At 71.3% G+C, this 26,789-nt stretch carries 23 protein-coding genes; 7 read left to right on the forward strand and 16 right to left on the reverse strand.

Annotated elements, in window-relative coordinates; translation table 11 throughout:
- Nucleotides 1–6: 6 nt before the first annotated feature.
- The 8 genes from AC0AIB_RS03125 to AC0AIB_RS03160 all read right to left on the reverse strand — a co-directional run bounded on the left by AC0AIB_RS03125 (nt 7) and on the right by AC0AIB_RS03160 (nt 10,431).
- Nucleotides 7–2,361, reverse strand: coding sequence for an AbfB domain-containing protein (locus AC0AIB_RS03125; protein WP_465095964.1), 2,355 nt, complete (start codon nt 2,359–2,361; stop codon nt 7–9).
- 143 nt (nt 2,362–2,504) lie between these two features.
- Nucleotides 2,505–2,792, reverse strand: coding sequence for a type 2 periplasmic-binding domain-containing protein (locus AC0AIB_RS03130; RefSeq protein ID WP_328345562.1), 288 nt, complete (start codon nt 2,790–2,792; stop codon nt 2,505–2,507).
- A 207-nt stretch (nt 2,793–2,999) separates the two neighbouring features.
- Nucleotides 3,000–5,099, reverse strand: coding sequence for a hypothetical protein (locus AC0AIB_RS03135; protein ID WP_465095965.1), 2,100 nt, complete (start codon nt 5,097–5,099; stop codon nt 3,000–3,002).
- Nucleotides 5,100–5,134: 35 nt separating this feature from the next.
- On the reverse strand, nt 5,135–6,205 hold the full coding sequence (locus AC0AIB_RS03140) for a glycoside hydrolase family 130 protein (protein WP_328345566.1): 1,071 nt from the start codon (nt 6,203–6,205) through the stop codon (nt 5,135–5,137).
- Between the two features lie 2 nt (nt 6,206–6,207).
- The gene (locus AC0AIB_RS03145; RefSeq protein ID WP_328345567.1) at nt 6,208–7,068 is read right to left on the reverse strand and encodes a carbohydrate ABC transporter permease; all 861 of its coding nucleotides are present in this window, start codon (nt 7,066–7,068) and stop codon (nt 6,208–6,210) included.
- A 1-nt stretch (nt 7,069) separates the two neighbouring features.
- The gene (locus AC0AIB_RS03150) at nt 7,070–8,032 is read right to left on the reverse strand and encodes a carbohydrate ABC transporter permease (protein ID WP_328345568.1); all 963 of its coding nucleotides are present in this window, start codon (nt 8,030–8,032) and stop codon (nt 7,070–7,072) included.
- Nucleotides 8,032–9,315 (reverse strand): extracellular solute-binding protein, encoded by a 1,284-nt coding sequence (locus tag AC0AIB_RS03155; RefSeq protein WP_328345569.1) that lies wholly within the window; start codon nt 9,313–9,315, stop codon nt 8,032–8,034. Before AC0AIB_RS03155 ends, AC0AIB_RS03150 begins: the two co-directional genes overlap by 1 nt.
- An 84-nt stretch (nt 9,316–9,399) precedes the next feature.
- Complete coding sequence (locus AC0AIB_RS03160; RefSeq protein ID WP_465095966.1) at nt 9,400–10,431, reverse strand: LacI family DNA-binding transcriptional regulator; 1,032 nt, start codon at nt 10,429–10,431, stop codon at nt 9,400–9,402.
- A gap of 429 nt (nt 10,432–10,860) precedes the next feature.
- Here AC0AIB_RS03160 and AC0AIB_RS03165 point away from each other — a divergent pair, with 429 nt between their 5' ends.
- The 4 genes from AC0AIB_RS03165 to AC0AIB_RS03180 are packed head-to-tail and all read left to right on the forward strand — an operon-like array spanning nt 10,861 to nt 13,860.
- Complete coding sequence (locus tag AC0AIB_RS03165) at nt 10,861–11,820, forward strand: acyl-CoA dehydrogenase family protein (protein WP_328345571.1); 960 nt, start codon at nt 10,861–10,863, stop codon at nt 11,818–11,820.
- Complete coding sequence (locus AC0AIB_RS03170) at nt 11,814–12,551, forward strand: PIG-L deacetylase family protein (RefSeq protein WP_465095967.1); 738 nt, start codon at nt 11,814–11,816, stop codon at nt 12,549–12,551. The genes AC0AIB_RS03165 and AC0AIB_RS03170 overlap by 7 nt, the downstream gene beginning before the upstream one ends.
- On the forward strand, nt 12,548–13,165 hold the full coding sequence (locus AC0AIB_RS03175) for a class I SAM-dependent DNA methyltransferase (protein ID WP_328345572.1): 618 nt from the start codon (nt 12,548–12,550) through the stop codon (nt 13,163–13,165). Before AC0AIB_RS03170 ends, AC0AIB_RS03175 begins: the two co-directional genes overlap by 4 nt.
- Before the next feature lie 5 nt (nt 13,166–13,170).
- Nucleotides 13,171–13,860 carry a glycosyltransferase family 2 protein gene (locus AC0AIB_RS03180; protein ID WP_465095968.1) on the forward strand — a complete coding sequence of 230 codons (690 nt, stop codon included), beginning with the start codon at nt 13,171–13,173 and terminating at the stop codon, nt 13,858–13,860.
- A 123-nt stretch (nt 13,861–13,983) separates the two neighbouring features.
- Here AC0AIB_RS03180 and AC0AIB_RS03185 read toward each other — a convergent pair whose 3' ends face one another.
- From AC0AIB_RS03185 to AC0AIB_RS03220, 8 genes are all read right to left on the reverse strand, one after another.
- Nucleotides 13,984–15,300: a ricin-type beta-trefoil lectin domain protein gene (locus tag AC0AIB_RS03185; protein ID WP_465095996.1), complete on the reverse strand. Its 1,317-nt coding sequence runs from the start codon at nt 15,298–15,300 to the stop codon at nt 13,984–13,986.
- 489 nt (nt 15,301–15,789) lie between these two features.
- The gene (locus tag AC0AIB_RS03190) at nt 15,790–17,010 is read right to left on the reverse strand and encodes an iron-containing alcohol dehydrogenase (protein ID WP_328345574.1); all 1,221 of its coding nucleotides are present in this window, start codon (nt 17,008–17,010) and stop codon (nt 15,790–15,792) included.
- Nucleotides 17,011–17,073: 63 nt separating this feature from the next.
- A complete protein-coding gene (locus tag AC0AIB_RS03195; RefSeq protein WP_328345576.1) occupies nt 17,074–18,534 on the reverse strand; it encodes an NAD-dependent succinate-semialdehyde dehydrogenase in 1,461 nt (486 codons plus the stop codon).
- A gap of 65 nt (nt 18,535–18,599) precedes the next feature.
- Nucleotides 18,600–19,676: an ABC transporter ATP-binding protein gene (locus AC0AIB_RS03200; protein WP_465095969.1), complete on the reverse strand. Its 1,077-nt coding sequence runs from the start codon at nt 19,674–19,676 to the stop codon at nt 18,600–18,602.
- Entirely contained in the window at nt 19,676–20,743 is a 1,068-nt protein-coding gene (locus AC0AIB_RS03205) for an ABC transporter ATP-binding protein (protein ID WP_328345580.1), read from the reverse strand. Before AC0AIB_RS03205 ends, AC0AIB_RS03200 begins: the two co-directional genes overlap by 1 nt.
- Entirely contained in the window at nt 20,743–21,660 is a 918-nt protein-coding gene (locus tag AC0AIB_RS03210; protein ID WP_465095970.1) for a carbohydrate ABC transporter permease, read from the reverse strand. Before AC0AIB_RS03210 ends, AC0AIB_RS03205 begins: the two co-directional genes overlap by 1 nt.
- Nucleotides 21,660–22,613, reverse strand: coding sequence for a carbohydrate ABC transporter permease (locus AC0AIB_RS03215; RefSeq protein ID WP_328345584.1), 954 nt, complete (start codon nt 22,611–22,613; stop codon nt 21,660–21,662). Before AC0AIB_RS03215 ends, AC0AIB_RS03210 begins: the two co-directional genes overlap by 1 nt.
- On the reverse strand, nt 22,610–23,995 hold the full coding sequence (locus AC0AIB_RS03220) for a sugar ABC transporter substrate-binding protein (protein WP_328345585.1): 1,386 nt from the start codon (nt 23,993–23,995) through the stop codon (nt 22,610–22,612). Before AC0AIB_RS03220 ends, AC0AIB_RS03215 begins: the two co-directional genes overlap by 4 nt.
- A 426-nt stretch (nt 23,996–24,421) precedes the next feature.
- Between AC0AIB_RS03220 and AC0AIB_RS03225 the strand changes: the two genes are divergently transcribed.
- From AC0AIB_RS03225 to AC0AIB_RS03235, 3 genes are all read left to right on the forward strand, one after another.
- Complete coding sequence (locus AC0AIB_RS03225; RefSeq protein WP_328345587.1) at nt 24,422–25,165, forward strand: GntR family transcriptional regulator; 744 nt, start codon at nt 24,422–24,424, stop codon at nt 25,163–25,165.
- Between the two features lie 85 nt (nt 25,166–25,250).
- Nucleotides 25,251–25,820: a DJ-1/PfpI family protein gene (locus AC0AIB_RS03230; RefSeq protein ID WP_328345589.1), complete on the forward strand. Its 570-nt coding sequence runs from the start codon at nt 25,251–25,253 to the stop codon at nt 25,818–25,820.
- A gap of 11 nt (nt 25,821–25,831) precedes the next feature.
- Nucleotides 25,832–26,653: an alpha/beta fold hydrolase gene (locus AC0AIB_RS03235; RefSeq protein ID WP_465095971.1), complete on the forward strand. Its 822-nt coding sequence runs from the start codon at nt 25,832–25,834 to the stop codon at nt 26,651–26,653.
- The last annotated feature ends 136 nt before the right edge of the window (nt 26,654–26,789 follow it).

A 26,789-nucleotide genomic window follows, 5' to 3' on the forward strand; every position in this document is an offset into this window, starting at 1 on the left:
CCCCGCTCACGGTGCCCAGGGTGTCGTGATGTTCCAGGTGCTGTCCGCGGCCCACAGCACGGGTGTGTTCCACGCCGCGCCGCCGGTGCCGTTGCTCAGCCAGACCTCCGAGTCGTAGTGCCGCAGGTATCTGCCGCGCAAGTTGTAGGACTCCAACGAGACCCCGCCTCCGCTGACCCCGACCCGGGCGCACCAGGTGGCGTCCGCGCGGAGCAGCGCCGAGCCGTCGTTCGGCGAGTTGCGCACGCGCGACTCCTGGTGCCTGAGGAACTGCCCGGGGAAGTTGACCGACTCGAACGAATAGCACGCCGCGTCGGCCAGACCCGCCCGGACGGTGTACGTCGCGTCGCTCCTGAGCACCGCCGAGCTGTTCGCGTCCACGACCTCCGTATAGGCGAGGCTGTCCCGGTGTCGCAGGAACCGGTTGGTGTACCCGGGGGTCGTCACCTGTAGGGAACGGCGGGTGTTCAGTGGCAGCGCCACCGGCGCCGAGCTGCCGATCGTCCTGGACGCGTTGATCAGGGCCAGGTTGGCCGCCCGTACCCGGGCCTGGTCCATCTTGACCACCTGCCGGTCGTAGGTGAGGAATCCGTTCAGCTCACCCTCCTGGTCGGCGATCTCGGTGTAGACCGAGGCGCTCAACCCCTTGCCGAGCATGAGGTTCTGCGTGCCCTGCACCAGGCCGACGTAGCGGTCGGTCAGCGCGGTGGAGTTCGGTTGCCACTCGTAGGCGAAGAAGCTGCCGTTCGGGCTCCACTCGTGTCCGGACGCGCGCAGGCCGAGGCCGCCGAACTCGCCGAGCACGGCGATCCGGCTGCTCGACGGCACCGGCGAGTCCGGCCCCAGGTAGACGTGCCAGTCGTCGATGTCGCCGTTGCCGGGATCACCCGACGACTGGCAGCAGTTGTGGCCGCTGTGCGCGTTGACCAGCCGGGTCGGGTCCTGGGTCTTGACGGCCTGGGCGACCCGGCGGGTGTCGGCCAGCGCCCGCTCACCCCACCCCTCGTTGTAGACGGTGTAGGTGACGACGGCCGGTGAGCTGCGATGCTCGTCCACGATCTCGCGGGCCTCGGTTTCGAGCTGCGCCTGCTGCGCGTCGGTCGCGTTGATGTCCTGCGCGGTCAGGGACGGGACGTCCTGCCACACCAGCAGACCGAGCCGGTCGGCGTGGTAGAACCAGCGCTGCGGTTCGACCTTGATGTGCTTGCGCACCATGTTGAAGCCCAGGTCCTTGTGCTTCTGCAGGTCGAACGCGAGCGCGGCGTCGGTGGGGGCGGTGTAGAGCCCGTCCGGCCAGAAGCCCTGGTCCAGGGTGCCGGTCTGGAAGACGAACTGGCCGTTGAGCTTGGGTCGCAGGACACCGTCGACCATGCCGGTGCTGATCTCGCGCATCCCGAAGTAGTGGGTGGTCCGGTCGACCTGAGCACCTGCGGCATTACGCAGGGTGATGCGCAGGTGGTAGAGGAACGGGTCGTCGGGCGACCAGCGGCGGGCGCTCGGCACGGGCACCGCGAACTCGGTGAGACCGCCGGTGGCGGAGCCGACCACGGTGGTGCCGTCGAGCGCTTCGGCCAGGACGCTGTGACCGCTGACGTCTCCCCGGGTGAGGACCCGGACGCGCAGGGTGTTGTCGGTCAGGCGCGGAGTGAGGTCGGCCCTGCTGATCGAGGCCGTCGGCACCGGTTCCAGCCACACGGTCTGCCAGATGCCGGAGCTCGGCGTGTAGAAGATCCCGCCGGGCTGCTTGGTCTGCTTGCCGATCGGCGGCAGGCTGCCGTTCTGCCGGCTGTCCGTCGGGTCCCACACCTTCACCACGATCTCGTTCGCGCCGCCCCGCAACGGTGCGGTGACGTCGAAGCTGAAGGCGTCGTAGCCGCCGGTGTGGCCACCGACCGGCACGCCGTTGACCCAGACGGTGGTCTGCCAGTCGACGGCGCCGAAGTGGAGCAGCACCCGGCGTCCGTTCCAGTTCTCGGGCACCGTCACGGTACGGCGGTAGAACAGGTAGTTGCGGTTGTCCCCGGCGGCGCGCCGCACGCCGGACAGGGCGCTCTCCACCGGGAACGGCACGTTGATCCGCTCGGGCAGATCGGCGTTGAACTGCGGGGCGTCGTCGGTGGCGGACTGACGTAGCTGCCATTCGCCGTTCAGGTTGAGCCAGTCCGACCGGGTCATCTGCGGTCGCGGGTACTCCGGCAGTGGCGTGCCGTCGAGTGCCTGGGCGGTCCAGGGGGTGGTCAGCGGCGGGTTCTTGGCCGGTACGGCGTGCGCCGGTGCGGCCGGCGCGGCGAGCAGGCCGGCGACCAGGGTGAGGACGAGCAGTAGGGGTGCGACGAGGCGGACGGGATCGGGACGTGTCATGCCGTCTCCATCGGACGGGCCGTCAGGGCCGAGCTGCGCCACCGGCGGCTGGCAGTGGGGGTGTCGGGCGGCCGGTCAGGTCACGTCCGGTCCACGGGCCGGGCGCGGACGTCGGGAGTTCCGGGAGGGATCGGTGGTGGTAGTCATGACTCTGCGCGCTGTCCGTCCACGGTATCGGACTTCGGGGGACAAAGGGGCGACGGACGGGTGTCGTTCTGAGGCCCGGTCAGATGGCGTCGGGCCGCCTTGCTGAACTCGGCCAGCAGACGCGACCGGTCACCGGATCGGGTGGCGAGCACCACGTGGCCGGGGGCGATGCCCTCCAGCGCCACGGTGGTCAGGTCCGGGCGCAGACCGCGGATGCCGCCGGGCACGATGGCCACCGCCTGACCGGCGGCGACGAGTTCCAGCTTGTCCTCGGCTGCCGTCACGAGCGGGCCACCGGGCGCCGGCCGCCGTCGACGTCACGTGCGGCCTCGATCAGGGCCTGCGCGCCGGCAACGGTCGGTGGCTCGACCGGCGGAGGCGCCCCGGCGTACGACTCTGGGTCACGGCGCCCGCCCCGAGACCGGCGGCGAGCTGCGTCGCCAGCCCGCCTGCGGCGGGACCGCACCATCGCGGTCCCGCCGCAGGTCGCGTCAGCGCCGCACGACGGTGAAGCCGCCCGGCAGGACCCGTGCCGGCACGGTCGCGCCGGACACCACCGTCCGCGACCGGCGCACCCCCGCCGGGTCGTACGACTCGACGACGGCCGGTCCCGTGCCGGGCAGGGTGACAGTGGTGGTGCGCGGGGCGCGGGCGGCGCTGCGCAGCACCGCCGTGGCGTGGCCGTCGCCCGCGACGACGAACCGGGACAGCAGCGGCTCCAGCATGACCGCGTCGACCACCGCGCCGTCGCCGGTGGCCGTGGCCGCCAGCGCGGTGGCCCCCGCCGGCAGTTCGCCCGCCCCGGACAGGGTCACCGGCAGCAGCGCCCCGGGGGCGGGGGAGGTGCCCTGCGCGCCGGTCTGCCCGTGCCGCACCTGGCCCAGCGGCGACGTCCGGCCGTCACCGGCCAGGGCGGACCAGCGGGTGACCGCCGACGCGCCGGGGGTCAGGTCGACCACCGGCAGCACCAGCTCCGGCTGGGGCGACGGCGGCAGTTCCCAGCGGACGGTCGACCCGGCGGGCATCCGGACCAGGGACCCGCCGCTGATCGACGACTCACCGTTCCACGACGACGGCGGGGTGACCACTGTGGCCCCACCCTCGCGGGTGCCCTGCTCGGCCTCGACCACGCGGGTGCCGACACGTTCCACGATCCGACCCTGCCGGGCCGCCGCGGCCACCTCCGGTCGGGCGTCGAGGGCCAGCATGCTGAGCAGGCCGTGGATCGTCGACTCGGCGCCGGAGTTGCGGTTGACGGTCCCGTCGCCGGAGATGCCGTCGATCGTGCGCCCCGTCGCCGGGTCGTACGCGGGCACGCCGGCCGGGTTCGCACCGAAGTACCAGGCGGCGACGACCCCGGCGAGCTGGTCGAAGCCGCCGCGTCCGGTGGCGTCGGCGACGGCGAGCAGCGACTGCAGGCGGGAGTCCACCCCGTAGGCGATCTGGCTGCGGTCCACCGGGGTGGGGATCCGCCCGTTGTCCGGGCCGCCGGAGGTGAGCAGCCACGGGGTGAAGACGGCGGAGTCGGCCACCGCCGGGTCGAGCAGCCGCCGGTCGCCCGACACCCGCGCGGCGGCGGCCAGCGCGGCCGGCATCTGTGAGCCCCACCCGTGCCACATCGACCGCGACAGCGCCCACGGGCGGACCGCCCCGAACGGCCAGTGCCGGGCGTCGCCGCCGGCCAGCGCGGCGATGCCCGCGGCGAAGTGGCGCAACGCCAGGCGGGCCGTCGCCCCGCCGCCGGCCCGCACGTACGCGGCCAGCCCGAGGACCGCCTCGGCCGTCGCGTCGGCCCCGTCGGCGATCAACCAGGCGGGGGTGCGCTCGCCGTCGACGGTCTGGAAGGTGCCGTACCGGGAGAGGACCTGCCGTTGCAGCGCGCCGATGGCCAGGTCGAGGCGCTCGCGCAGGAAGCCGGCGAACCCGACGTCGGCGGTACGCCACGCGGCGTACCCCTCGCCGAGCGCCCACACCGTGCGGGCCAACCAGTACGACGGGCCGCTGTCGGACGGGTCCGGCAGCTCGACCGGCTCGGCGCTCGGGTTGAGGGTGCCGTCCGGCTGCGCCCACAGCACCACGTTGCCGGCGTGCGGCCCGGTCGTCGTCTGCAGGTAGGTCAGGCCGCGCAGCAGTTCCCGGGAGACGTCCCGGCTGCCCGTCGACCCGGTCTGCGTCCAGTGCCGCAGGTAGACCACGGCGGCCCGGGCCACGTCGTCGGCGTTGTACGCGCCCTGCCCCCAGGTGTCGGTGGCCGGGTCGTACGCCCCGCCGCCGACCCGGCGCAGGTTCCCGTCCGGTCCCGGCTCGGCGTACGTCCACAGCATGCCGACCTCGGGGGACTCGGCGAGCCGGTAGGTGGTGTGCCCCTCCAGCGCGGGCGGGGCGACGGCCTGGCGCAGGAAGTCCAGGTGCGAGAGGTTCGTCAGCGCCCCGGCAGCCGGCGCGGTGGCGGTGGACCCGGTGGCGGTGGACCTGGTGGCGGTGGACCTGGTGGCGGTGGACCTGGTGGCGGGGGCCGCCCCGGCGGGGGTGCCGGCGAGCAGGGGAGTGCTCAGGGCGAGCCCGCCCAGCAGCAGGGTGCGGCGCTTCACTGTGGCTCCTCGGTGCGGTCGGGACGGGGGTGTCGTCACGGCAGCCGGTCCAGCCGGGCCACGCCGATGCGGGAGTCCGCCATGCCGTAGAAGACGTAACGGACACCGTCGACCTCCTCGACGGCGGTCGGGAACACCACGTTCGGCACGGTGCCGTTGCGCTCCTCGGCCAGCTCCGGCACGAGGATCGGCTCGGCGGTACGGGCCAGCACCCGCGACGGGTCCGCCGGGTCGAGCAGCATCGCCCCGGCGGCGTACTCGACGCGCTGGGTGGTGGGGTCGAAGCCCTCGGGGATCTCGCCGGTGACCCCGTGGTGGATCAGCAGCCAGCCCTCGGGCACCCGCAGCGGCGGCGGACCGGCACCGATCTTCAGCTCCTCGTACGGGAACTCCGACAGCGCCACGCAGCGGTGCCCGCGCAGCCGCACCAGCGCCCCGATGTCGGCGCGCACCTCGTCGACGGGCACGTAGGAGATCCAGATGCCGGGCCGTTCGTCGGTGACGCCGGCCGGCAGGTGCACCCCCTCGCCGGGGCGGAACCAGCCGAGGTCCCACATCGGACGGTGCAGCATCGCGTAGCAGTCCCGCCCGTCCGGGCCGGGCACCGGTTCGGGGAAGAACACGGCGTCCTTGTTGGGGAACATGTTCAGGTCGGTGTCCAGGTCGGGCTGGTAGCCGAACTGCACCGGCCCGAGTCGCTGCCAGTGCCGCAGGTCCGCCGACACCGCCAGGGCAAGGCGCGGGCCCAGTGGCCCGTACGCGACGTACGTCATCAGGTGTCGGCCCAGGTCCGGCACCCAGGTCGTGCGGGGGTCCTCGACCCCGGCGTTGTTCTTGCCCCGCTCCCAGCCCTCGTCGGGGGCCAGGACGACGCCGTCGCGGCGGACCCCGGCCGGTACGCCGTCGCGCAGCTCGACCTCGGCGAGGCCGACCCGGGACACGTTGCCCTCGGCGACGAGCCGGGGCAGCAGGTGCAGCCGTCCGTCCGGGGTGCGGCCGCTGGCCGGGTTCAACACCCCCTCGGCCTCCAGGGGCTGGCCGGGCTCGGGCGTCATCACGACGCCGATCCTGGTCAGGGTGTAGGGGACGGTGGTGGAGACAGTCATCGTCAGCCTTTCACTCCGGAACCGATGTCGGTGGAGACGAAGTACTTCTGGAAGGCCAGGAACAGGCCGACCGCCGGGGCGGCCAGGACGCACGCCCCGGCCAGCACCGCCCCGTACGGGTTGGCGGCGCGGGCCGCCACGTTGCTGATGTAGTTGGCCAGCGAGACCGCCAGCGGCTGCATGTCGGCCTGCTTGGTGACCAGGAACGGCCACAGGAACTCGTTCCACGGGCCGATGAAGGTCAGCAGGACGACGGTCAGCAGCGCCGGGCGCACCAGCGGCAGTGCCACCGACCAGAGCACCCGCAGCTCACCGGCGCCGTCGATGCGGGCGGCGGCGAACAGCTCGTCGGGCAGTTGCAGGAAGAACTGCCGGAAGACGAACACGGCAGTGGTGTTGATCGCGAACGGCAGGATCATCCCGAGGTACGAGTCGGCCAGCCCGTAACCGCGCACGATCAGCACGTACAGGGGGATCAGCAGCAGTTGGAACGGGATCACCTGCACCAGCAGCACGAGCGCGAACAGCGTCCCCCGGCCGCGGAACCGCAGCCGGGCCAGCGCGTAGCCGGCGAGCAGGCCGAACACCACAGTGCCGAGGATGACCCCGCCGGTGAAGATCCCCGAGTTGACCAGGGAGCCGAGCAGGTCCACCCGGGAGTTGATGTCCCGGTAGTTGTCCAGGGTGAGCCCCGAGGTGGGGAACGCCCCGGCCGGGGAGGTGTCCGGTTCGGCCTGCAACGACCCGACGAACATGTAGTAGAAGGGGAACAGGAAGACCAGCGCCCCGCCGAACAGCGCGACGGTGCGCAGTACCGTCGTCAGCCGACCGCCGGTGGCGCGCTTCCCGGGTGTGCCTGCCATGTCAGTCCCTCTCCAGCAGCCGTCGGTTGATCGCCGAGATCACCAGCACGCCGATCACCAGCAGCACGCCGATGGCGGCGGCCACGTCGGGCTGGCCCTGCTGGATGCCGCGCTGGTACATCACCAGCACCGGGGAGGCCGACGACCCGCTCGGGCCGCCGCCGCCGGTGAGCAGGTAGGGCTCGGTGAACAGGTTCGCGCCGGTGATGGTGGCCAGGATGACCACCAGGGCGGTCGCCGGGCGTACCGCCGGTACGGTCACCGACCGGAACCGGGCCCACGCCGACGCCCCGTCCACGGCCGCCGACTCGTACAGCTCCTTCGGCACGTTCTGCAACGCGGCGAGGTAGAGCAGGATGAAGAAGCCGAGCTGCTTCCAGGCCACGAACACGGCGATCACCGGCATCGCCAGGCCCTCGTTGACCAGCCAGGACGGGTCGGGCGCGAGCGGTCCGAGCAGCTGGTTGACAAGCCCTTCGGAGTTGAACAGGAACAGCCACACCCCGACCACGGCGACGCTCGCCGTGACGTACGGGACGTAGAACGCCACCCGCAGGAACATCCGTGCCCGCACCGCCTTGTTCAGCGCCACCGCCAGCAGCAGGGCCAGCACGGCGGTGAGCGGCACGTTGATGACGAGGAAGACGCCGATGTTGCCGAACGCCTGGCGCACCTGCGGGTCGACCAGCACCGCGCGGTAGTTGTCGAGCCCGACGAAGGGCCGGTCCACCACCGCCCCGGGCGCGGCGAAGAAGTAGTCGTGGAAGCTCATCCAGATCGCGAACCCGAGCGGGTAGGCGAAGACCGCGGCGACGAACACGGCGTACGGCGCGGCCAGGAGCAGGCCCACCGGGTGGCGGCCGAGCACCGCCGCCACCCGGCCGCGCGGGGCGCGGCGTCCGGTGCCCCCGCCGCCGGCCTTCGGCCCGGCGTCGGTGGCGGCTGCGGCGTGGGCGGTGGCCATCAGGATGCGGCGAGCTGCTCGGCCTTCTCCGCGGCGGCGGAGAGGGCGTCGGACACCGGCTTCTTACCGAAGATCACCGATTCGGTGTACGCGTCGCGGAACGCCTGCCAGATGGCCACCGAGTTCGGCACGTTGGGCACCTCGACGGTGCGCGCGGCCTGCTGGGCGAAGCCCTGGTAGGCCGGGTTCTTCGCGAAGTGGTCGGGGTAGGCGGCCGGCAGGTCGGCGCGCAGCGGCATCTGGCCGGTGGCGGTGAGCAGCGCGCCGTCCTGTTCCTTGCTGGTGGCGAACTTCAGCACGTCCCATGCGGTGGCCCGGTTCTGGCAGGCCGAGTACATGGCGACGTTCTTGGCGTCGCTGAACGTCTTCACCTGGTCGGCGGGCGTGCCGGCGGAGGTGGGCACCGGCACCGCGCCCCAGGAGACCTTGTCGCGGTAGACCGAGATGGCCCACGGGCCGACGATCGCCATGGCGGCCTTGCCGTCGGCGAAGGAGTCGCCGTTGTACTTCTCCTTGGGGGCGAGCCCCTCGTCGTAGAGGGTCTTCCAGAACTCGGCGACCCGCTGTCCCTCGGGGGAGTCGAACTGCGGCTTGCCGCCGTCGAGGAGCTGCTTGCCGCCGCTCTCGGCGGCGAACAGCGGGTAGAAGTCGAACCAGGACTGGAAGAACTCGCTTGTCGGCGCAGGGTAGATCGCGGCCTGCGCGGCACCTGAAGACTTGATCTTCCGGGCGGCGGCCAGGAACTGGTCGTACGTGGCCAGCTGCGGCTTCTCCGGGTCGAGGCCGGCCTGGGCGAAGATCTTCTTGTTATAGAAGATCATCACCGGGTTCGACTTCCACGGCAACTGGTAGAACTTGCCGTCCGGCGACGTGTACTGCCCGGCGTTGGCGCCGGTGCGCCCGGTGATGTAATCGGTCGCGCCGGCGAAGGAGTCGAGCGCGACCAGGCCGCCCTGCTTCTGGAACTGCGGCACGGCGGCCGGGGCGGTGTTGAAGATCAGGCATGGGGCGTTCCCGGCGGTGATGGCCGCCCCGATCACCTCCTCGGAGCTGGTGCCGGCCGGGATCTCCTGGGCGGTGATCTGCTCCTCGGCGTGCTGGGTGTTCCACGCCTGCACCATCGCCTTGCCCCAGGCGACCTCCTCGGCGTTGTTGGACAGCCAGACCGTGATCGGGCCGCGAGCGGCGTTGGCCTTGCCGGCGTCGCCGCCGCCGGAGTCGCCGCAGCCGGCGGTGGCGGCGAGGGCGACGGTCAACAGGGCGGCGGGAATGGTCCGTCTCATGTCTTCTCCGATCCGGGAACGGGGTCAGGTTCGTCCGCCCGCCGGGCCGGTGGCCGTCGGCGGTGCGGGTGCAGCGGTGTGGGGTCAGGAGGGTGGTATGGGCGGTGGTGCCGTCGATCCCCGCACGATCAGCCGCGCGGGCGGGATGGGGATGTCCGCTTCGGGTTTGCCGTCGATGAGGTCGAGCAGGGCGTCCGCGGCGGCCCGACCCCAGCCGAAGGGGTCGGTGCGGACGGTGGTGAGGGCGGGATTGACGTAGCCGGCGAGTTCCGTGTCGTCGAAGCCGGTGATCGACAGTTCGTCGGGCACGCGGATGCGGTGTTGGACGGCGATCGAGAGGCCGGCGATCGCCATCAGGTCGTTGCCGTAGACGATCGCGGTGGGCGGGTCGTCGCCCTCCAGCAGGGTGCGGGTGGCCTGCGCGCCGCCGGCCGCCGAGAAGTCCGACTCGATGGACCGGCCGGTGGGCAGGCCGGCGGCGGCGAGGGCCTGCTCCCACGCCTGCTGGCGGACGGAGCCGTGCAGGAAGTGCAGCGGCCCCGACACGTGGGCGATGCGACGGTGCCCGAGTTCCACCAGGTGGTTCACGGCGGCGGCGACCCCGGGCCGGTCGTCGACCAGGAGGGCGGGGTGGTCGCTCGGCACGTCCGGCCGACCGATGGTGACGGCGGGCAGCCGCAACTCGGCCAGCAGGGCGATCCGTGGGTCGCCGAGCCGCAGGTCGAGCACGAACACGCCGTCGACCCGTTCGGCGTTGGCGAGCCGGCGGTAGCTGGCCTCCTCGACCGAGAGGTCCGGCACCACCTGGAGTACGAGGGCCTGCCCGCGGTCGGCCAGGGTCCGCTCCACGCCGGCGATGAACGACGGATAGAACGGGTCGGCCCCGAGCAGTTCGGGCGGCCGGGCGATCACCATGCCCACGCTGAACGCCCGGGAGACGGACAGGGCCCGGGCCCGGTGACTCGGTGCCCAGCCCAGCGACGCGGCCACCGCGAGGATCCGGGTCCGGGTCTCCTCGCCCACCCCGGGGCGTCCGTTGAGAGCGAAGGACACCGCGCCCTTGGACACCCCGGCCGCCCGGGCGACGTCGGCGATGGTCGGTCGGCTCGGTCTCACGCGCGGCACCCCCTCGGTCACAATCCGGCTTTACTCGATTCACATCGACGTAACAAAACTCACTGCGGAGGGACGCTAGACCGGTTTAGTAAGCCGCGCAAGCCCAGCGTCGGACCCTGCTTTCGGTCCCCACCTGCTCACGTACGGTGGTGGCGGTCGGACTCGACGCCCCGCTCCGCCGACCTCTCGACGACCACCGGATCGTCGACGACGCGGGCGCCTGCGTGTCGCGCGTGGCGGTGTGGGCAGATGCCATGTTTCGTCCAGGGGGAGAGGGGCATTTTCCGGCTGCGTCCCAGGTGGGCCGCACGTTACCCGGTGGAGGCGCACGATGACGGTCGGCCGTTCGGAGACGTCGTCCGTTGTCGGCGACGGGGCCGGGCACCAGGTGCGGTCCGCGAGGCCGTCTCGGGTGGCGGGACTCCGATGGTGACCACCGGCAGTGAGGATCCGGGGGCGGCATTCCGCTCGGCCGTGCTCACCGGACGTCTCGATCTGCCGTTACCCGGTGGCGGACACACGGGTGAGCGGTGGTCGCGCTTCGTCGAGCTCGGTCGCGCCGACCTGACGCTGGCCCGGCTGGGGGAGGGGCACGCCGACGCCCTGGCGATCCTCGCCGAACTCGGCACGACGATCGATCCTGGGTGGCGCCGCGAGCCGTGGGGCGTGTGGGCGGCCGTGCCGGCTTCGGTCACCGCGACCCGGGACGGCGACCGGTGGCGGCTGACCGGTGACCGGCCGTGGTGCTCCGGGGCGGGGCTGCTGTCCCGTGCCCTGCTCACCGCGACTGCCCCCGACGGCGTCCGGCTGTTCGCGGTCGAGGTCGATTCCGCCGGGGTCACCCCGCTGGCCGACACCTGGCCCGCCGTCGGCATGGCCGCCAGCGACAGCCGGACCGTCAGTTTCGACGGCGTGACCGCCGTTGCCGTGGGCGGACCCGGCAGCTACACCGCGCGGCCGGGCTTCTGGCACGGCGGGCTCGGCGTCGCGGCATGCTGGTACGGCGGGGCGGTCGGGATCGCCGACACCCTGTACGCCGCGGCGCGGCACCGCCGCCTCGGCCCGCACGCCATGGCGCACCTCGGGGCGGTCGACGCGGTCCTGACCGCCGCCCGCGCCGTCCTGTTCGCCGCCGCCGACGAGATCGACGCGAACCCCAGCAGCGACGCGGACCGGTTGGCGCACCAGGTTCGCGCCACCGTCGAGGCGGCCGCCACCACGGTCCTCGACCGGGTCGGCCGGGCCCTGGGGGCGGGCCCGTTGTGCCGGGACGCCCGGCACGCCCGACGGGTCGCCGACCTGACGGTGTATCTGCGGCAGAGCCACGCGGAGGCGGACCTGGCCCATCTCGGTGAACTCGTGACGGCGGCAGGAGACCCCGGATGGTGAGGCCGATCGTCGACACGGGCACCGACGAGGGCACCTGGCGGGCATGGCCCGCACCGGCCGGCTGGCCCGTACTGGCGCTTGACGACCGGGCGTGGACGGTGCCGCCGTTGGTCGTCGCCCCGCATCCCGATGACGAGGTGCTCGGCGTCGGCGGCCTGGTCGCGATGCTCGCCGGCGACGTCGAGATCGCGGTCGTCACCGACGGCGAGGCCTCACATCCGGATTCGACTGTCCATTCGCAGGCGGAGCTGGCGGCGATCCGGCGGGCCGAGACGGTCACGGCCTGCGGGCTGCTCGGGGTCGTCCCCGCCGCCATCGACCATCTCGGGCATCCCGACGGCGGAGTCGACGAAGCGGCGCTCACCGACGCATTGACCACCCGGCTGGCACCGGGCCGGTGGTGTGTCACGACGTGGCGCGGCGACGGCCACCCGGACCACGAGGCGGTCGGGCGCGCGGCCGCGGTCGCCTGCCGGCGTACCGGTGCGACGCTGCTGGAGTTTCCCGTGTGGACGTGGCACTGGGCCCGACCGGACCATCCCGACGTGCCGTGGCACCGTGCGCGCCGGATCGACCTGACCGGGGTGGCCAGATCGGCCAAGCGGAAGGCGATCGACGCCTTTCGTAGCCAGGTCCTGCCGCTCGGGCCGGCGCCCGCCGACGCCGCGATCCTTCCCCCGAACGTTCTCGCACGCTTCGCGCGTCCCTACGAAACGGTGTTCGTACCATGACCTCACGCGGCACCCCGGCCGGATACTTCGACGACCTGTATGCCGGCGCCGAGGACCCGTGGAGTTTCGAAACCCGCTGGTACGACCAGCGTAAGCACGAGGTGACCGTCGCCTGCCTGCCGCGCCGGCATTACCGGTCGGCTTTCGAACCGGGATGTTCGACGGGCATGCTCACCCGCCGCCTCGCACCGCGGTGCGACCGGCTGCTGGCGGTCGACATCGCCGCCGCACCGGTGGCGACCACCCGGCAACGGCTGTCGGGCCAGCCGCACGTACGGGTGGAGCGGATGCGCGTTCCCGACGAGTGGCCGGCCGACCGCTTCGACCTGATCGTGCTCTCCGAGCTGGGCTACTACTTCGACGACGCCGGACTGGACCGGCTGGTGGCCCGGACGGTGGACTCGCTCGAACCCGGCGGCACGCTCGTGGCCGTGCACTGGCGGCCGGCGGTGGCCGAGCACGCACGTGGCGGCGACGACGTGCACCGGCTGCTCGCCGGCGTGGACGGCCTGGTGCGGACGGCACGGCACGAGGAGGCGGACTTCCTCCTCGACGTCCTCCTCCGGGTGCCGCCGCCGGCCGGATCCGTCGCACAGGCCGAAGGTCTGTGGTGAACCGGATGGCGGTCGTCGTGCCCGCCCACGACGAGCAGGCATTGTTGCCCGCCTGTCTGACCTCGCTCCTCGACTCGCTGCGTCACCTGCCGGTGCGCTCGGAGGTGATCGTCGTGGCCGACGACTGTCGGGACGCCACGGCCACCGTCGCCGAACGTCTCGGCGCCGTCGTGCTGACGGTGCGGGCCCGCAGCGTCGGCCGGGCCCGCGCCGCCGGCATGACGCACGCGCTGCGGCACGGCCCGCAGGGTCTGTGGCTCGTCACCACCGACGCGGACAGCCGGGTGCCCCGGCGGTGGGGCGGCTGGCAGCTGCGCCACGCCCGTGCCGGCACCGACCTGCTGGTCGGGACCGTGCGCGTCACCGACTGGGCGCCCAGATCCACTCAGGTCCGCGAACGTTTCGAGACCCGGTACCGGCGGGGTCTGACCGGCACCGGTCACCGGCACGTCCACGGTGCGAACCTGGGCTGCGCCGCCACCGCCTACGAGCGGCTGGGCGGATTCGCCGACCTGCGCCACGGCGAGGACCACGACCTCGTCGAGCGCGGTCGTCGGCGTGCCATGCGGGTCGTCACCGACGCCGGCTGCGCGGTCCGGACCAGCGCCCGGCGACATGGCCGAGCACCGCACGGCTTCGCCGGCTACCTCGACGCCCTCGACGACCGGCCACCGGCCCTCGACGGTCGGGCCTGAGCGAGGGCCGTCCGGCGGGGCGCCGGCCAGGAACGACGCCGCTCTCGGCGAGTACCGGGGCCGAGACCTGTCGCATGCCCTGTCCCGGGGCCGGACCGGGTCCGGCCCCGGGACAGGTGGCGGTCAGCTACGCAGGCTCCACCGCTGGTTGGCGCCGCCGTTGCAGGACCAGAGGACGAGCTTGGTGCCGTTGGCCGTGTTGGCGGCGTTGGCGTCCAGGCACAGGCCGGACTGTTGACCGGTGATGGTGCCGTTGGCGTTGACGTTCCACTGCTGGTTGGCGCCGCCGTTGCAGTCCCAGATGATCACCGCGGTGCCGTTGCTGGTGCCCTGGCCGTTGGCGTCGAGGCACTTGTTGCCGTACACCTGCAGTTGCCTGCCCCCGGTGTAGGTGAAGCGCTGGCCGGTGGCGCTGCCGCAGTCCCACAGCTGCACCTGGGTGCCGTTGTTCTGGGTCGAGTTCGGTACGTCAACGCACCGGCCGGACTGGGAGCCCACGATCTGCTGCCCGTTACCCGGTGGTGGCGTCGTGGGCGGGGCGGTCGTGGGCGGCGTGGTGGGTCCGTCGCCGTTGAGTGAGGTGATGAATTTCCAGACTTCGGCCTGCGTCCAGGACTTGGCGCCGGGTGCGTAGGGGTCGGCGGAGCCGTCGACGGCGTTGGGAGCGTGTGGTCCGTCGAAGGCACCCCAGACGACGGGGTAGCCGGTGCGGCAGCCGGTGTACCAGGTGACGATGTGGGTGAGGCTGCCCTGGGCTGGTTCTCGCGGGCTCTGGGGGGTACAGCCGTTGTTCTGGACGAACCGGTCGCGCATGGAGCGTCCCCCGGAGATGGGGAGTGTGCCGTCGCGGAGACCGTGGATGCCGAAGTAGGCGATGGGTTGGGTGCCGCCCTGGCAGCCGCTGAGGACGCCGCCGGAGTAGACGATGACGCCGCGGAAGACGGTGGCGCGGGCGCAGGCGATGGCATAAGCCATGGCACCGCCGTAGCTGAAGCCGGAGGCGAAGAGCTGGGTGGTGTCGACGCAGAGGCTGTTTTCGATCTGCCGGGTCATGTCGTCGACGAAGGTGAGGTCCTGGCCGTTGCTGTTGCCCCAGCCGTTGTTGATGCCCTGGGGGGCGACGAAGATGGTGTTGGTCTTGCCGTACTTGTCGACACGAAGTCCGTAGTAGGACCATTCGATGCCGCTGGTGCTGCCGTTGTCCACCTGTTCGGCGGTACCGCCGACCCAGTGGAAGGAGAAGACCAGCCGGTAGGGGTGATTCATGTCGTAGGTGTCGGGGATGCGCAGGATGTAGCTGCGGCTACGGCCGCCGCTGGAGATGGTGTGGGTGCCGCTGGTGAGGGTGGGCGCCTTTCCGCAGCCGGCGGTGGTCGCCAGGGTGGCGGTGTTGGTGGCTGCGGAGGCGAGTCCGCCGCTGAGGGCGAGACCGGCGGCCATGGTGAGGGCGACCGCGGCGGCTGCCACGGTCGCCGCGGTTGACCGGTGTTTCAAGACCTTCAACTCCTTCTGTCCTGGAGATGTCACATCGGGCTGCGGGCCGGTGCGGAGACGGTGTGGCGGACCGCCGTCTCCCCGGGTCTGCGCCTCGGCGGCGGGCCTCCCGGGATCACCCCCGGTCACCTCGTCGATTCCGCTGGCCGCGACGGCACCGTGCGTCGAGCCTCGGATGTGGAGGTGACGCGCTACGGTGCCGGGCCCGGGTCAGCTCGGTCGCCGGGGGGTTGGCCCACGGCCGAACTGCTGACCGGGCAAACAGGCCCAACTCAGACAGGGTTTGCACAGGCTCGGCGAATCGATTCGACACACCATAGATCCGCGCCCATCAGTGCGTCAAGTGACGATCGTCGATGAAGCAGTGGGCCTGGCCTCTGTCGCGGACAGCTGGCACCTGTGGCACGACCTGCGCGAAGCCGCGGGTAAGGCCGGTCACTGTCGCTGTCGGGTCCGCTCCCCGGTCCAGGCCGCTTCGAGGATCGCGGTCAGGCTGTCGGTGTCGGTCGGGCCCGGATGGTTCTGGATCAGACGGGTGACGCCACTGGCCATCTCCGCGAAGCGCGGGAGGTCGGCGCGTGCCACGCCGATGTCCGCCAGGGTCGCAGGGATGCCGATGTCGGCGAGGAGCCCGTCGAGCCAGGTGAGGAACGCGTCTGCGGCCTCGGCCTCCGAGGCGTCGGTCACGTCGAGCCCGCACACCCCGGCGAGGACGGCCAGCCGGTCGCCGACGGCGTCCCTGGCCGCGTCCAGCGCGTACGGCAACAGCAGCCCGACGCCCAGGCCGTGCGGCGTGTGCGTGGCCGCACCGATGGGGTACTGGAGAGCGTGCGGGGCCCCGTTGCCCGCGTGGGAGAAGGCGAGCCCGGCGAGCACGGCCCCGTAGGACATGTCCGCGCGCGCGTCCGTGTCGCCTCCGTTCCTGACGGCACGACGCAGGCTACGGGCGATCCGCTCCGCGGCCAGGAGCGCGTAGTGGTCGGTGACCGGGTTGCGGCCGAGGAACACCTGCTCCACCGGGTCGCGCGGTCCGTGGGCCCGGGGCCGCGCGGTGTAGCTCTCCACCGCGTGACAGAACGCGTCGATGCCGGAGTGGGCGGTGACCGTCGCCGGGCAGGTGTAGGTGAGTTCGGGGTCGACGATGGCGAAGTCGGGCACGATGTGGACGCTGGAGACCCCCACCTTCAGCTCGCGGTCCGGGTCGGTCAACACCGAGACGGGGGTGAGCTCGGAGCCGGTGCCCGACGTCGTCGGCACCGCGACGAGCGGAATCGTCGGCCCCGGCACCTTCGACTCGCCGTAGAAGTCGCGCGGCGTCCCACCGTGGCGCCGGATGACGCCGACGATCTTGGCGAGGTCGATCACCGTGCCGCCCCCGATGGCGAGGATCACGTCGGCGTCCACCTCGGCGGCGACCGCGACGGCAAGGTCGACATCGGTGAGCGGCACGTCCGGGGTCGCGTCGGAGAACACCTCGACGACCTCGACCTTCTCCCGGACGGCGGCCACGATCCCGGCCACGCCCGGCTGCCCCAGCAGAACCCGGTCGGTCACGATGAGGACTCGCGAGCCGCTCTCGGCCACCACTCGTGGGATGTTCTGTGCGACCCCTTCGCCCACTATCAGCTGGCGTGGTCCGCGGACGGTCTCAAGCATGTCGGTGCCTTTCCGGAGCGTCGGCGGCGGTATGTCGGGCGGACGCCCGGAGCAGCAGGCCGGTCACGGTAGGTCGATCGCCGCGTAGGTGAGGTCGAGGTATTCGAGGATGCCCTCGTGCGATCCCTCCCGGCCGATCCCGGACTGCTTCACGCCTCCGAAAGGAGCCGACGGGTCCGAGATCAGGCCACGGTTGATGCCGAGCATCCCGGTGTCCAGCCCCTCGGCGAACCGCAGCGCCCGCTGCAGGTCACGGGTGAAGACGTAGCCGACCAGGCCGTGCTCGGTGTCGTTGGCCCTCGCCAGCACCTCGTCGTCGGAGGTGAACGAGATGACCGGCGCCACCGGGCCGAAGATCTCCGTCTTCAGCATCCGCGCATCCTCGGGTACGTCGACGACGACCGTGGGCGGGTAGAAGTGGCCCGGCCCGTCCGGACGCGCGCCGCCCACCAGGACCCGGGCGCCACGGTCGACCGCGTCGGTGACGAGCTCGTCGATCCTGGTGACCGACGCCTCGTCGATCAACGCCCCGACGTCCACGCCGTCGTCGAGACCGTGGCCCACCGACAGCGCGCCCATCCGCTCGGCGAAGCGGGCCGTGAACTCCTCGCGTACCGGTTCCTCGACGTAGATCCGGTTGGCCGCGATGCAGGACTCCCCGATGTTGCGCATCTTGGCCACCATGGCACCGTCGAGCGCGACGTCCAGGTCGGCGTCGGCACACACGATCAGGGCCGCGTTGCCGCCAAGCTCCATGGAGGTACGCAGCACGTTGTCCGCAGCCTGTCGGAGCAGCACGCGCCCGACCTCGGTCGACCCGGTGAACGACAGCTTGCGGGTCCGACCGTCTGCCAGCAGTGCGGAGACCACCTCGCCGGCCCGCTTGGTGGTCACCACGTTGACGACGCCCGGGGGAACCCCGACCTCCTCCATGAGGCGGGCCAGGAGCAGCATGGTCAGTGGCGTCTGGGCCGCCGGTTTGGTGATCGTCGTGCAGCCCGCGGCCAGCGCCGGAGCGATCTTGCGGGCACCCATGGCCAACGGGAAGTTCCAGGGCGTCACGAAGACGCACGGTCCGACCGGCTTCGGTACGGTGAGGATCCGGTATCCACCTGCGGGAGCGGTGCTGTAGCGCCCCTCGACGCGTACCGCCTCCTCGGCGAACCAGCGGAAGAACTCGGCGCCGTAGGTCACCTCCGCCCGCGCCTCGGCGAGCGGCTTGCCCATCTCGAGCGTGATCAGCCGGGCGATCTCCTCGGACCGTTCGGTCAGTGCCCGGTACGTCGCGGTCAACAGCTCTGACCGTTTCCGCGGCGGGGTCGCCGCCCACCCCGTCGTTGCCTTGTCCGCCTCGTCCAGGGCGGCGAGCCCGTCGACGACGTCGGCGTCGGCCACCTCGGCGATGGTCCTGCCGGTGGCCGGGTCCTCGACGGCGAAGGTGGCGCCGCTTGCGGCGTCGCGCCAGGCGTCGCCGATCCGGAGCCGCCGGTGCTCGGGGGCCAGGACGTTGATCGGGTCACTCATCGCGTCGCCTCCTGTGATCCTCGTGGTGATGTGCCGGCGCAGGTCGCCGTCGCCGCACGGCGCGGCTACCGCCCGGCCTCGGACAGCGACAGCCCGGTGCCCGCGTCGAACAGGTGCGCACGGTCCAGGTCGACCGTGACACGCACCCGCTCGCCCGGCGTACCGGTGACGGTGGGTCGTGCCTTGACCTTGATGATCTTCGTTCCCACCCGGACGTCGACCACCGTGCGGTCACCGAGCGGTTCGAGCCCGTAGAGCTCCCCCGACAACGACGCGTCCCCACGCTGCTCGACGGACAGGTCCTCCGCACGCAGGCCAAGCAGCAGCGCACGACCGTCCTCGGCGGTGGCCCAGCGGGGCCGCGGTAGCGTCCAACCCTCCGCGCCGACCAGACGATCTCCCTCGGCGTGGCAGGCGAGCAGGCTGATCGGCGGGCTCCCGACGAATCCGGCGACCCACTGGTTGGCGGGACGCTCGTACACCTCGGTCGGCGTGCCGACCTGTTGCACCTTCCCCGCCTTGAGGACCGCGACCTGGTCGGCCATGGCCAGGGCCTCGACCTGGTCGTTTGTCACGTAGACGAAGGTCGCTCCGAGGCTGCGGTGGATGCGGGTGAGCTCGGTGCGCATCTCGATGCGGAGCTTGAGGTCGAGGTTCGTCAGCGGCTCGTCCATGAGGAACGCGCGCGGGCTGCGGACCAGCGCCCGGGCCAGGGCGACCCGTTGCATCTCGCCGCCCGACAACTGCGCGGGACGACGCTGCAGCAGCCGTTCGATGTGCAGCAGGTTCGACATCCGTTCGACGGCGGCGGCGATCTCACGCGAGGAACAGCGGCGTGCCCGCAGCGGCGAGGCGATGTTCTCGTAGGCCGTGTGTCGCGGGTAGAGGGCGTAGTTCTGGAAGACCATGGCCAGGTCGCGTGCGGCCGGGGTGTCACCGGTCGCGTCCCGGCCGTCCAGGTGCACCGACCCGGCGTCGAGCTTGTCCAGGCCGGCGATCGCCCGCAGGGTCGTCGTCTTGCCCGCCCCGGAGGGCCCGAGCACGACGAAGAACGAACCGTCAGGCACGTCCAGCGTCACCCCGTCCAGGGCCTGGACCTTGCCGAAGGACTTGCACAGCCCGTGTGCTGCCACGGTTCCCATCAGGCCACCAGCTCTTCCGTGCGCACGTCGTAGACCGCCGGGGTCCCGCCGGTGTGCCGTAGCCCGACCGGTGCGTCGGCGGCGAAACGGACGGTCGGTGGCATCCGCACCCGTACGTCGCGTCGGCCGTCGTGGTCGACCACGTAGATGATCTCGTCACCCAGCCACTCCGCCGAGACCACGCGGGCCGGGACCGAACCTTCCGCCCCTGGTGCGGTGACCTCCAGTGCCTCCGGCCGGACGCCGGCGACCAGACGACTGTCGCGCGGCAGGCCCGGCGGTGGCGTGAGGGCCAGTCCGCCCTGACCGCGCAGCTCCCCGTCGGCCACCTCCACCTCGATCAGGTTCATCGGCGGGGAGCCGATGAACGCGGCGCAGAAGAGAGTCGCCGGACGGTCGTAGACCTCCAGGGGCGTGCCGATCTGCTCGACGCGGCCCTTGTTGAGGATGGCGATCCGGTGACCGAGCGACATCGCCTCGACCTGGTCGTGGGTGACGTAGACCATCGTCGCCCCCAGCTCTCCCTGGAGGTGCTTGATCTCCGTACGCATGTCCGCCCTCAGCTCCGCGTCCAGGTTGGTGAGAGGTTCGTCCATGAGGAACGCGCGCGGTCGTCGCACCAGGGCGCGGGCGAGTGCGACGCGCTGCTGCTCCCCGCCGGACAGTTGGCGTGGCCGCCGGTCCAGCAGCGGACCGAGCCGCATCAGCCGGGCGGCCTCCTCGACCCGCGCGCGCACCTCCGGCTTGGGCAGCCCCTCGGCCCGCAGCGGGAACGCCAGGTTGTCGCGGGTGCGCAGATGCGGGTAGAGCGCGTAGAACTGGAACACCATGGCGATGTCGCGCTCGGCAGGCGGCAGGTCGTTGACCAGCGTGTCGCCGATGCGGATGTCGCCGGTCGTCTGCCTCTCCAGGCCGGCGATGGCCCGCAGCGTGGTCGTCTTGCCGCACCCCGAGGGGCCGAGCATCACGAACAGCTCACCATCGCCGATGGACAGGTCGACGTGCTCGACCGCGACCGTGCCGTCCGGATAGCGCTTGTGCAGGGCGGTCACCTCGATGGCTGCCATCAGCGTCGCACCGCCCCGAGCGTCACACCGGCGACGAGGTGCCTGCGCACCAGATAGGCGAAGACGAGCACCGGTAGCGCGAACACCACCGACGCGGCGGCCACCAGACCCCAGTCCACGGTGGTGCCACCGATGAGGCCGGCGATGGCGGGTGGGGCCGTGCGCACGCTGTCGCTGGAGGTGAGGAAGATGGCGAACACGAACTCGTTCCAGGAGAAGATGAGGGCGAAGACCGCCGTCGCGGCGATGCCGGGCAGGAGCAGGGGGAGGGTGAACTTCCAGAACGCCTGCAGCCGGGTGTAGCCGTCGAGCATGGCGGCGTCCTCGTACTCGGCGGGCACCTCGTCGACGAACCCCTTCATCATCCAGATCGTGAACGGGACGTTGAACGCGGCGTAGATGAGGATCAGGCCGAGCTTGGTGTCGATGAGTCCGACCTGGCGGTACATCAGGAAGATCGGCACCACGACCACCACGGGCGGCATGAAGCGGGTGGACAGGACGAAGAAGAGTTGGTCCTTCTTGGCCTTCAACGTGAAGCGTGAGTAGGCCCAGGCCGCCGGCACCCCCAGCACGGTGGCCAGCACCGTGGAGACCCCGGCGACCACGACGGAGTTGAGGAACGAGCCGGACAGGGCCGAGCGTCCGCCGCCGGAGGCGACGAACACGTCCCTGAAGTGGTCCAGGGTGACAGTGAAGCCGAAGAACTCGGCGGGTACGGCGTAGACGTCCCGGTTCTCCTTGATGGAGGTCTCGATCATCCACAGCACCGGGAAGAGCATCACGACGGCCAGCACGGTCAGCAGCGCGACCTCCAGCGCGGACCGGCCACGGCCCCGGCCGCCGGGGCGGCGCGCGGAGGGCCGGGGGTCCGGGGCAGGACCTGCGGCCACGGCCTCGTCGACGGAGACGGCCATCAGTCCTCCTTGAGCTTGTTCAGGTAACGCAGGTAGAGCTGCGTGAGGACGATGACGACGAGGACCATGAGGATCCCGTACGCCGAGGCGGTGCCGGTGTTGAAGCCCAGGAACGCGACCTTGTAGACGTGGAACGACAACGTCTCGGTGGAGACACCCGGCCCTCCGCTGGTCAGGATGTAGACGAGGTCGAACAGCCGGAACGCCTCGATGGCCCGGAACAACACGGCGATGAGCAGCAGCGGCCACACCAGTGGAAGCGTGATGGTGCGGAACCGGAACCACTCGGACGCGCGGTCGATCGAGGCGGCCTCGTACAGGTACCTGGGCACCGCGGTGAGGCCCGCGAGTGCGATGAGCATGATGAACGGCGTCCACTGCCAGGTGTCCACCATGATCAGGGAGACCAACGCCGTCCGCTGCCGGGTGAGCCACTCCACCTGCCCCAGCCCGAGCGAGCCGAGCATGCTGTTGACCACGCCGAACTGCGCGTCGAGCATGAACCGCCAGAACAGCCCGACCACGACCGGCGACAGCATCATCGGCACCAGGAACAGGGTGGTCAGCAGCCCCCGCCCGTGCGTACGCCGGGAGATCAGGTAGGCGATGGCGAAACCGAGCACCGTCTGCAGGGCGACCGCGCCGACCACGTAGATCAATGTCGTCAGGGCCCGCTGGTGGACCTGCGCCGACGTCAGGATGGCGGTGTAGTTGCCGAAGCCGACGAAACGGGCGGGCCCGCCGCGGGTGGCCGAGTAGTCGGTGAAGGACAGGTACAACGCCCACAGCAACGGGAACACCGACATGCCGAGCAACAGCAGCAGCGCGGGGGAGATGAAGGCGACGGCGAGCCCGCGGTCGCCCAGCCGGCGGCGGGACCGCCCCGGTGCAGGCGGCGTCGCGGACGCCACCTGCCCGGGGTGGTCGGTCGGCACGGGGATGGGGTCACTCACAGCCCGCCGCCGCCCTTGCGGTTGCTGGAGTCGAGCACGCCCTGCTGCTCCCTGGCGATGTCGTCGAGCGCCTCCTTCGGCTTCTTCGCGCCGTTGAGGGCCGCGTTCACGCCTGTGTTCTCGATGTCGACGAGACGCGCGTACTCGGGCACGTTCCACATGTCCCGCATCCGCGGCACCGAGTCGGTGTACACCTGGTTGAACGGCCCGGCATTGAGGAACTCGGGCGACTGGAGGGCGTCCGTACGCGACGGCACGCCACCAGCCGCGGCCCACTTCTTCTGGACGTCGGCCCGCTCGAACCACTGCATGAAGTTCAGGGCCTCGGCCTGGTTCGCCGTGGGGGAGTAAGCCGACACGTGCATCCCCATACCGCCGAGCGGAACCAGGTTCGTCTTCTGGCTCGGCAGGGTGGCGAAGCCCAGCTTGTCGAGGATCTGCTCCCGGGTGGTGCCGAGCTTCGACTGCTTCGGATCCAGCAGGCCGCCGCTCGCGGCGATCCAGTTGAACCCGATGCATGCCTTGCCCTGGGCGACCGCCGCGTTCACCTCGTCGATGAACCAGTTGCCGGAGCCCTTGGCGGTCAGCGGCTTCATCTTGTTGACCAGGACGTCCATCGCCTCATGGCCGGCAGCGTCGTTGAGGACGCCATCGATCTTGCGCTTCTTGGCGTCCCAGAGGTTGCCGCCGTAGACGCCGTTGACCGTGTTGTAGGTGACGGCCGCCGCGTCGGAGCCGTTGGCCTGGTGGAAGGCCAGCCCGCTGACGCCGGGGTTGTTCGCCTGGCACTTCTCGGCGACGGAGATCATCTCGTCCCAGGTCTGCGGTGGCTTGTCGCCGATCAGGTCCTTGCGGTAGATCATCGTCCAGGTGTCACCGAGCAGCGGCAGCCCGTACAGGCTGGCGTTCTCGTCGCGTTTGCCGGTCTCGGCCTGGGGGAACTGGCCGTAGGCCGCCAGAAGGTACGGGTCGTAGGCCTTGACGTCGATGTTCTTCTTGACGAAGTCGGTGAGGTCGAGAATGTTGCCGTTCGTCACGGCCTCGCCGATGTGTTGCGAGTCCAGGATCGCGATGTCGAAGTCGGTCTTGCGCGCGGCGAACTGGGTGAACATCGCGTCGTGCCAGTTCGCGTTCGGCACGGTGTTGACCTTGACGGTCGCGTTCGGCCGTTCCTTCTTGTACTCCGCGTTCGCGAAGGCTTCCAGTGCGTGGGCGGGTGGCCAGTCGAACCAGATGAAGCTGAGGGTCAGCGGGTCCTTGGTGAGCTCCGGGATGGTCGCCGGTGCCTTGGGGGCGCTCGTCTTCGCGCCGTCGTCCTGGCCGCCGCCGCAGGCCGCCAGGGTGGTGGCCACCAGCAGCATGGCCGCCGTCGCCAGCTTCACCTTCCGACCGGAAACGGATGTTCGTACTATTCGCTTCGGGTGCCGCATCTTCGTGCCTGCTTTCTGGGTGGGGACTTCCAGGGCCTCGCTCAGCAGGTGCTTGGTCGTTCAGACGTGTCGCCGGGCTGGTGCGGGGGTCGACCCGCGGACCGGACTCACGGGTACACCGCGACGTGCCGGGTCTTCAGGCCGTCGAGAGGGACGTCGGTGCATCGGCGGCCCGGTGACGAACCGGGCAGGACGTCGAGCATGCTCATGGGAGCTCCAGGGGACGGGCGGAGCGATGGCAGGCGGTGTCGCGACGGTGCAGGATGACGGGTGTCCGTCAGTTTTCCTATACGATCCGGTGGGGGGCGTCAGCATGTCGCAGCGTGGTGACCGATGTCAACAGGTTCCCGAAGACGCAGGAGAGGACCTCACGTCACGATGGACGACGAAGCGATGACCGCCCGGGGCCGCAGGGCCGTGACGGGCGGAACGTCGTCGGGGCGCTCTGGCGGCCGGCTCGCCGACGAGGTGTACGACACGCTGCTCGGCCAGCTGATGTCGCTGCGGATCGAGCCTGGCTCCCGCGTCACGATCGACGTCCTGGCCCGAGAGCTGGGGGTCTCGCAGACGCCGATCCGGGACGCGCTGAACCGCATGGAGGCCGAGGGTCTGGTCGTGCGGGTGCCCCATGCCGGCTACCGCATTCCCCCCCAGATCACCCGGCACCGATTCGAGGACATGCTCGAAGCCCGCCTGCTCCTCGAGCCGGCGGCGGCGCGCAGATCCGCCGAACGGGCATCTCTGGAGCAGGTGGCCGGGCTGCGACGGATGCTGGCGGAGATGGCGGAGTTGGAGGGGGGCGACGGGCCCACCGCCTACGGCGCCTTCGGGCTACGCGACGCGGCCTTCCACGATCTCGTCGCCCTGAGTGCGGAGAACCAGGTCATCCGGGAAGCGCTCGCCCGCCTGCACAGCCACGTGCACCTCTTCCGGCTGCACCACGACACCCAGGTCACCCACCTGGCCATGGCCGAGCACGAGGAGGTGGTGGCCGCGATCGCCGCGCGTGAACCCGACGCCGCCGCCTACGCGATGCGTCGGCACATCCTGCGTTCGGGCGAGCGGTTCCGTCGACTGTTCGACGAGATCGGGGACGCGGACGCGGTGGCGGTGGAGGCTTGACGGGCGGGCAGGGCAGGGGAATGCTAGCTCAATCGGATCGGATTGGATCGCGTCCACCACCGCCACCACATGCGAGGAGAAGCAGGTGCCCAGAGCGCTGCTCCTGACCGGCGACGCCGCCGAGGAACTCGACACCATGTATCCCTACTACCGCGTACAGGAGGGTGGCTGGGACGTCGACGTCTCGTCACGGACGAGACGTGACGTGCAACTGGTCATCCACGAGTTCGACCCCAACTCCGACGCCTACGTGGAGAAGAACGGCCGGAAGCTGCCGGTCGACGTGCCCTGGGCCGAGGTCGACGTCGAGCGCTACGACGCCCTCATCATCCCCGGAGGACGGGCCCCCGAGTGGATCCGGGTCGACGCCGACGTCAGGCGCATCACCGAGCACTTCTTCGCCCGCAACCTCCCCGTCGCGCTGGTGTGCCACGGCGCGCAGGTGCCGGCGGTGTACGGGCTGCTGAAGGGCCGGAAGACGGCGTGCTTCCCGCCCATCACCGGTGACATGGAGAACGCGGGCGCGACGGTCATCGACGCTCCCGACGTCGTGGACGGCAACCTCGTCTCCTGCCGGGGATGGCCCGACATGCCGCAGTTCGGCAGGGCGATGATGGAGCTCTTCTCGAAGTCCGTCGACTCCGCATCGGCATGAGCCCCGCCCCGGTGACGGCGCTTCGGACCGTCACCGTCGGCGGCTCCCCCGTCCACGTCCTGGAGGGCGGCACCGGGCCTGCGGTGTTGATGCTGCACGGCTCCGGACCCGGCACGACCGGGTCCGGAGCCTGGGCGAGCACGGCCCAGGCGCTTGGCACGTCCTGGCGCCTGGTGGCTCCTGACCAGGCGGGGTTCGGCCGTACCCCTGTCCCGGCGGGCTCCTCCGGTGGGCTCCGGATGTGGACGGAGCAGGCCGCCGGCCTGATGGATGCTCTCGGCATCGAGGACTACGCCGTGGTGGGTCACTCCATGGGCGGTGCCGTGGCGCTGGCGCTGGCGGCCGCCCGCCCCCGACAGGTCACCCGGGTCGTGGCGGTCTCGACGATGGGCGCCCCCGGGGCGCCGCTCTCCGCCGACCTCGACGCGCTCTGGGCCGCCCCGGCCGGCCCGCTCGGGGCACGGGACATGCTCAGTCGCCTCGTCCTCGACCAGACGCTCGTGACCGATGCGGCAGTCGACGCCCGTGCGGACGCGATGCGGGCGGGGGCGGCCGCCTACGCGTCGTTGTTCCCGCCACCCAGGGCACGATGGGTCGACGATCTCACCCTCCCGGCGCGCACGCTGGCGGCGGTCCGCGCGCCCGTGCTGCTCGTGCACGGTGCCGAGGACCGGGTCACCCCGCTCTGGACGGCAACCCGGCCCCTGCTCGAAAACCTGGCCGATGTCCGTCTGCACGTGCTCGGCCGCTGCGGGCACGTGCCGGCGATCGAGCACCCGGACGAGTTCAGGCAACTCCTGTCGTGCTTCCTCCGCCGGGACCGCCGTCACTGACTGGCTGTGCAGATCCGTTCGGCCCTATCGGCCAGCGTAAATTGCTAAAGCAGTCTTTCAGGTGGAAGAGAAGTCTGGTCGCGACTTTCCCAAATGTGTAGAGTGAGCGCAGCGCAGCCCCGGCTGGCATTCCGCC

This window comes from Micromonospora sp. DSM 43699, from assembly GCF_055517075.1.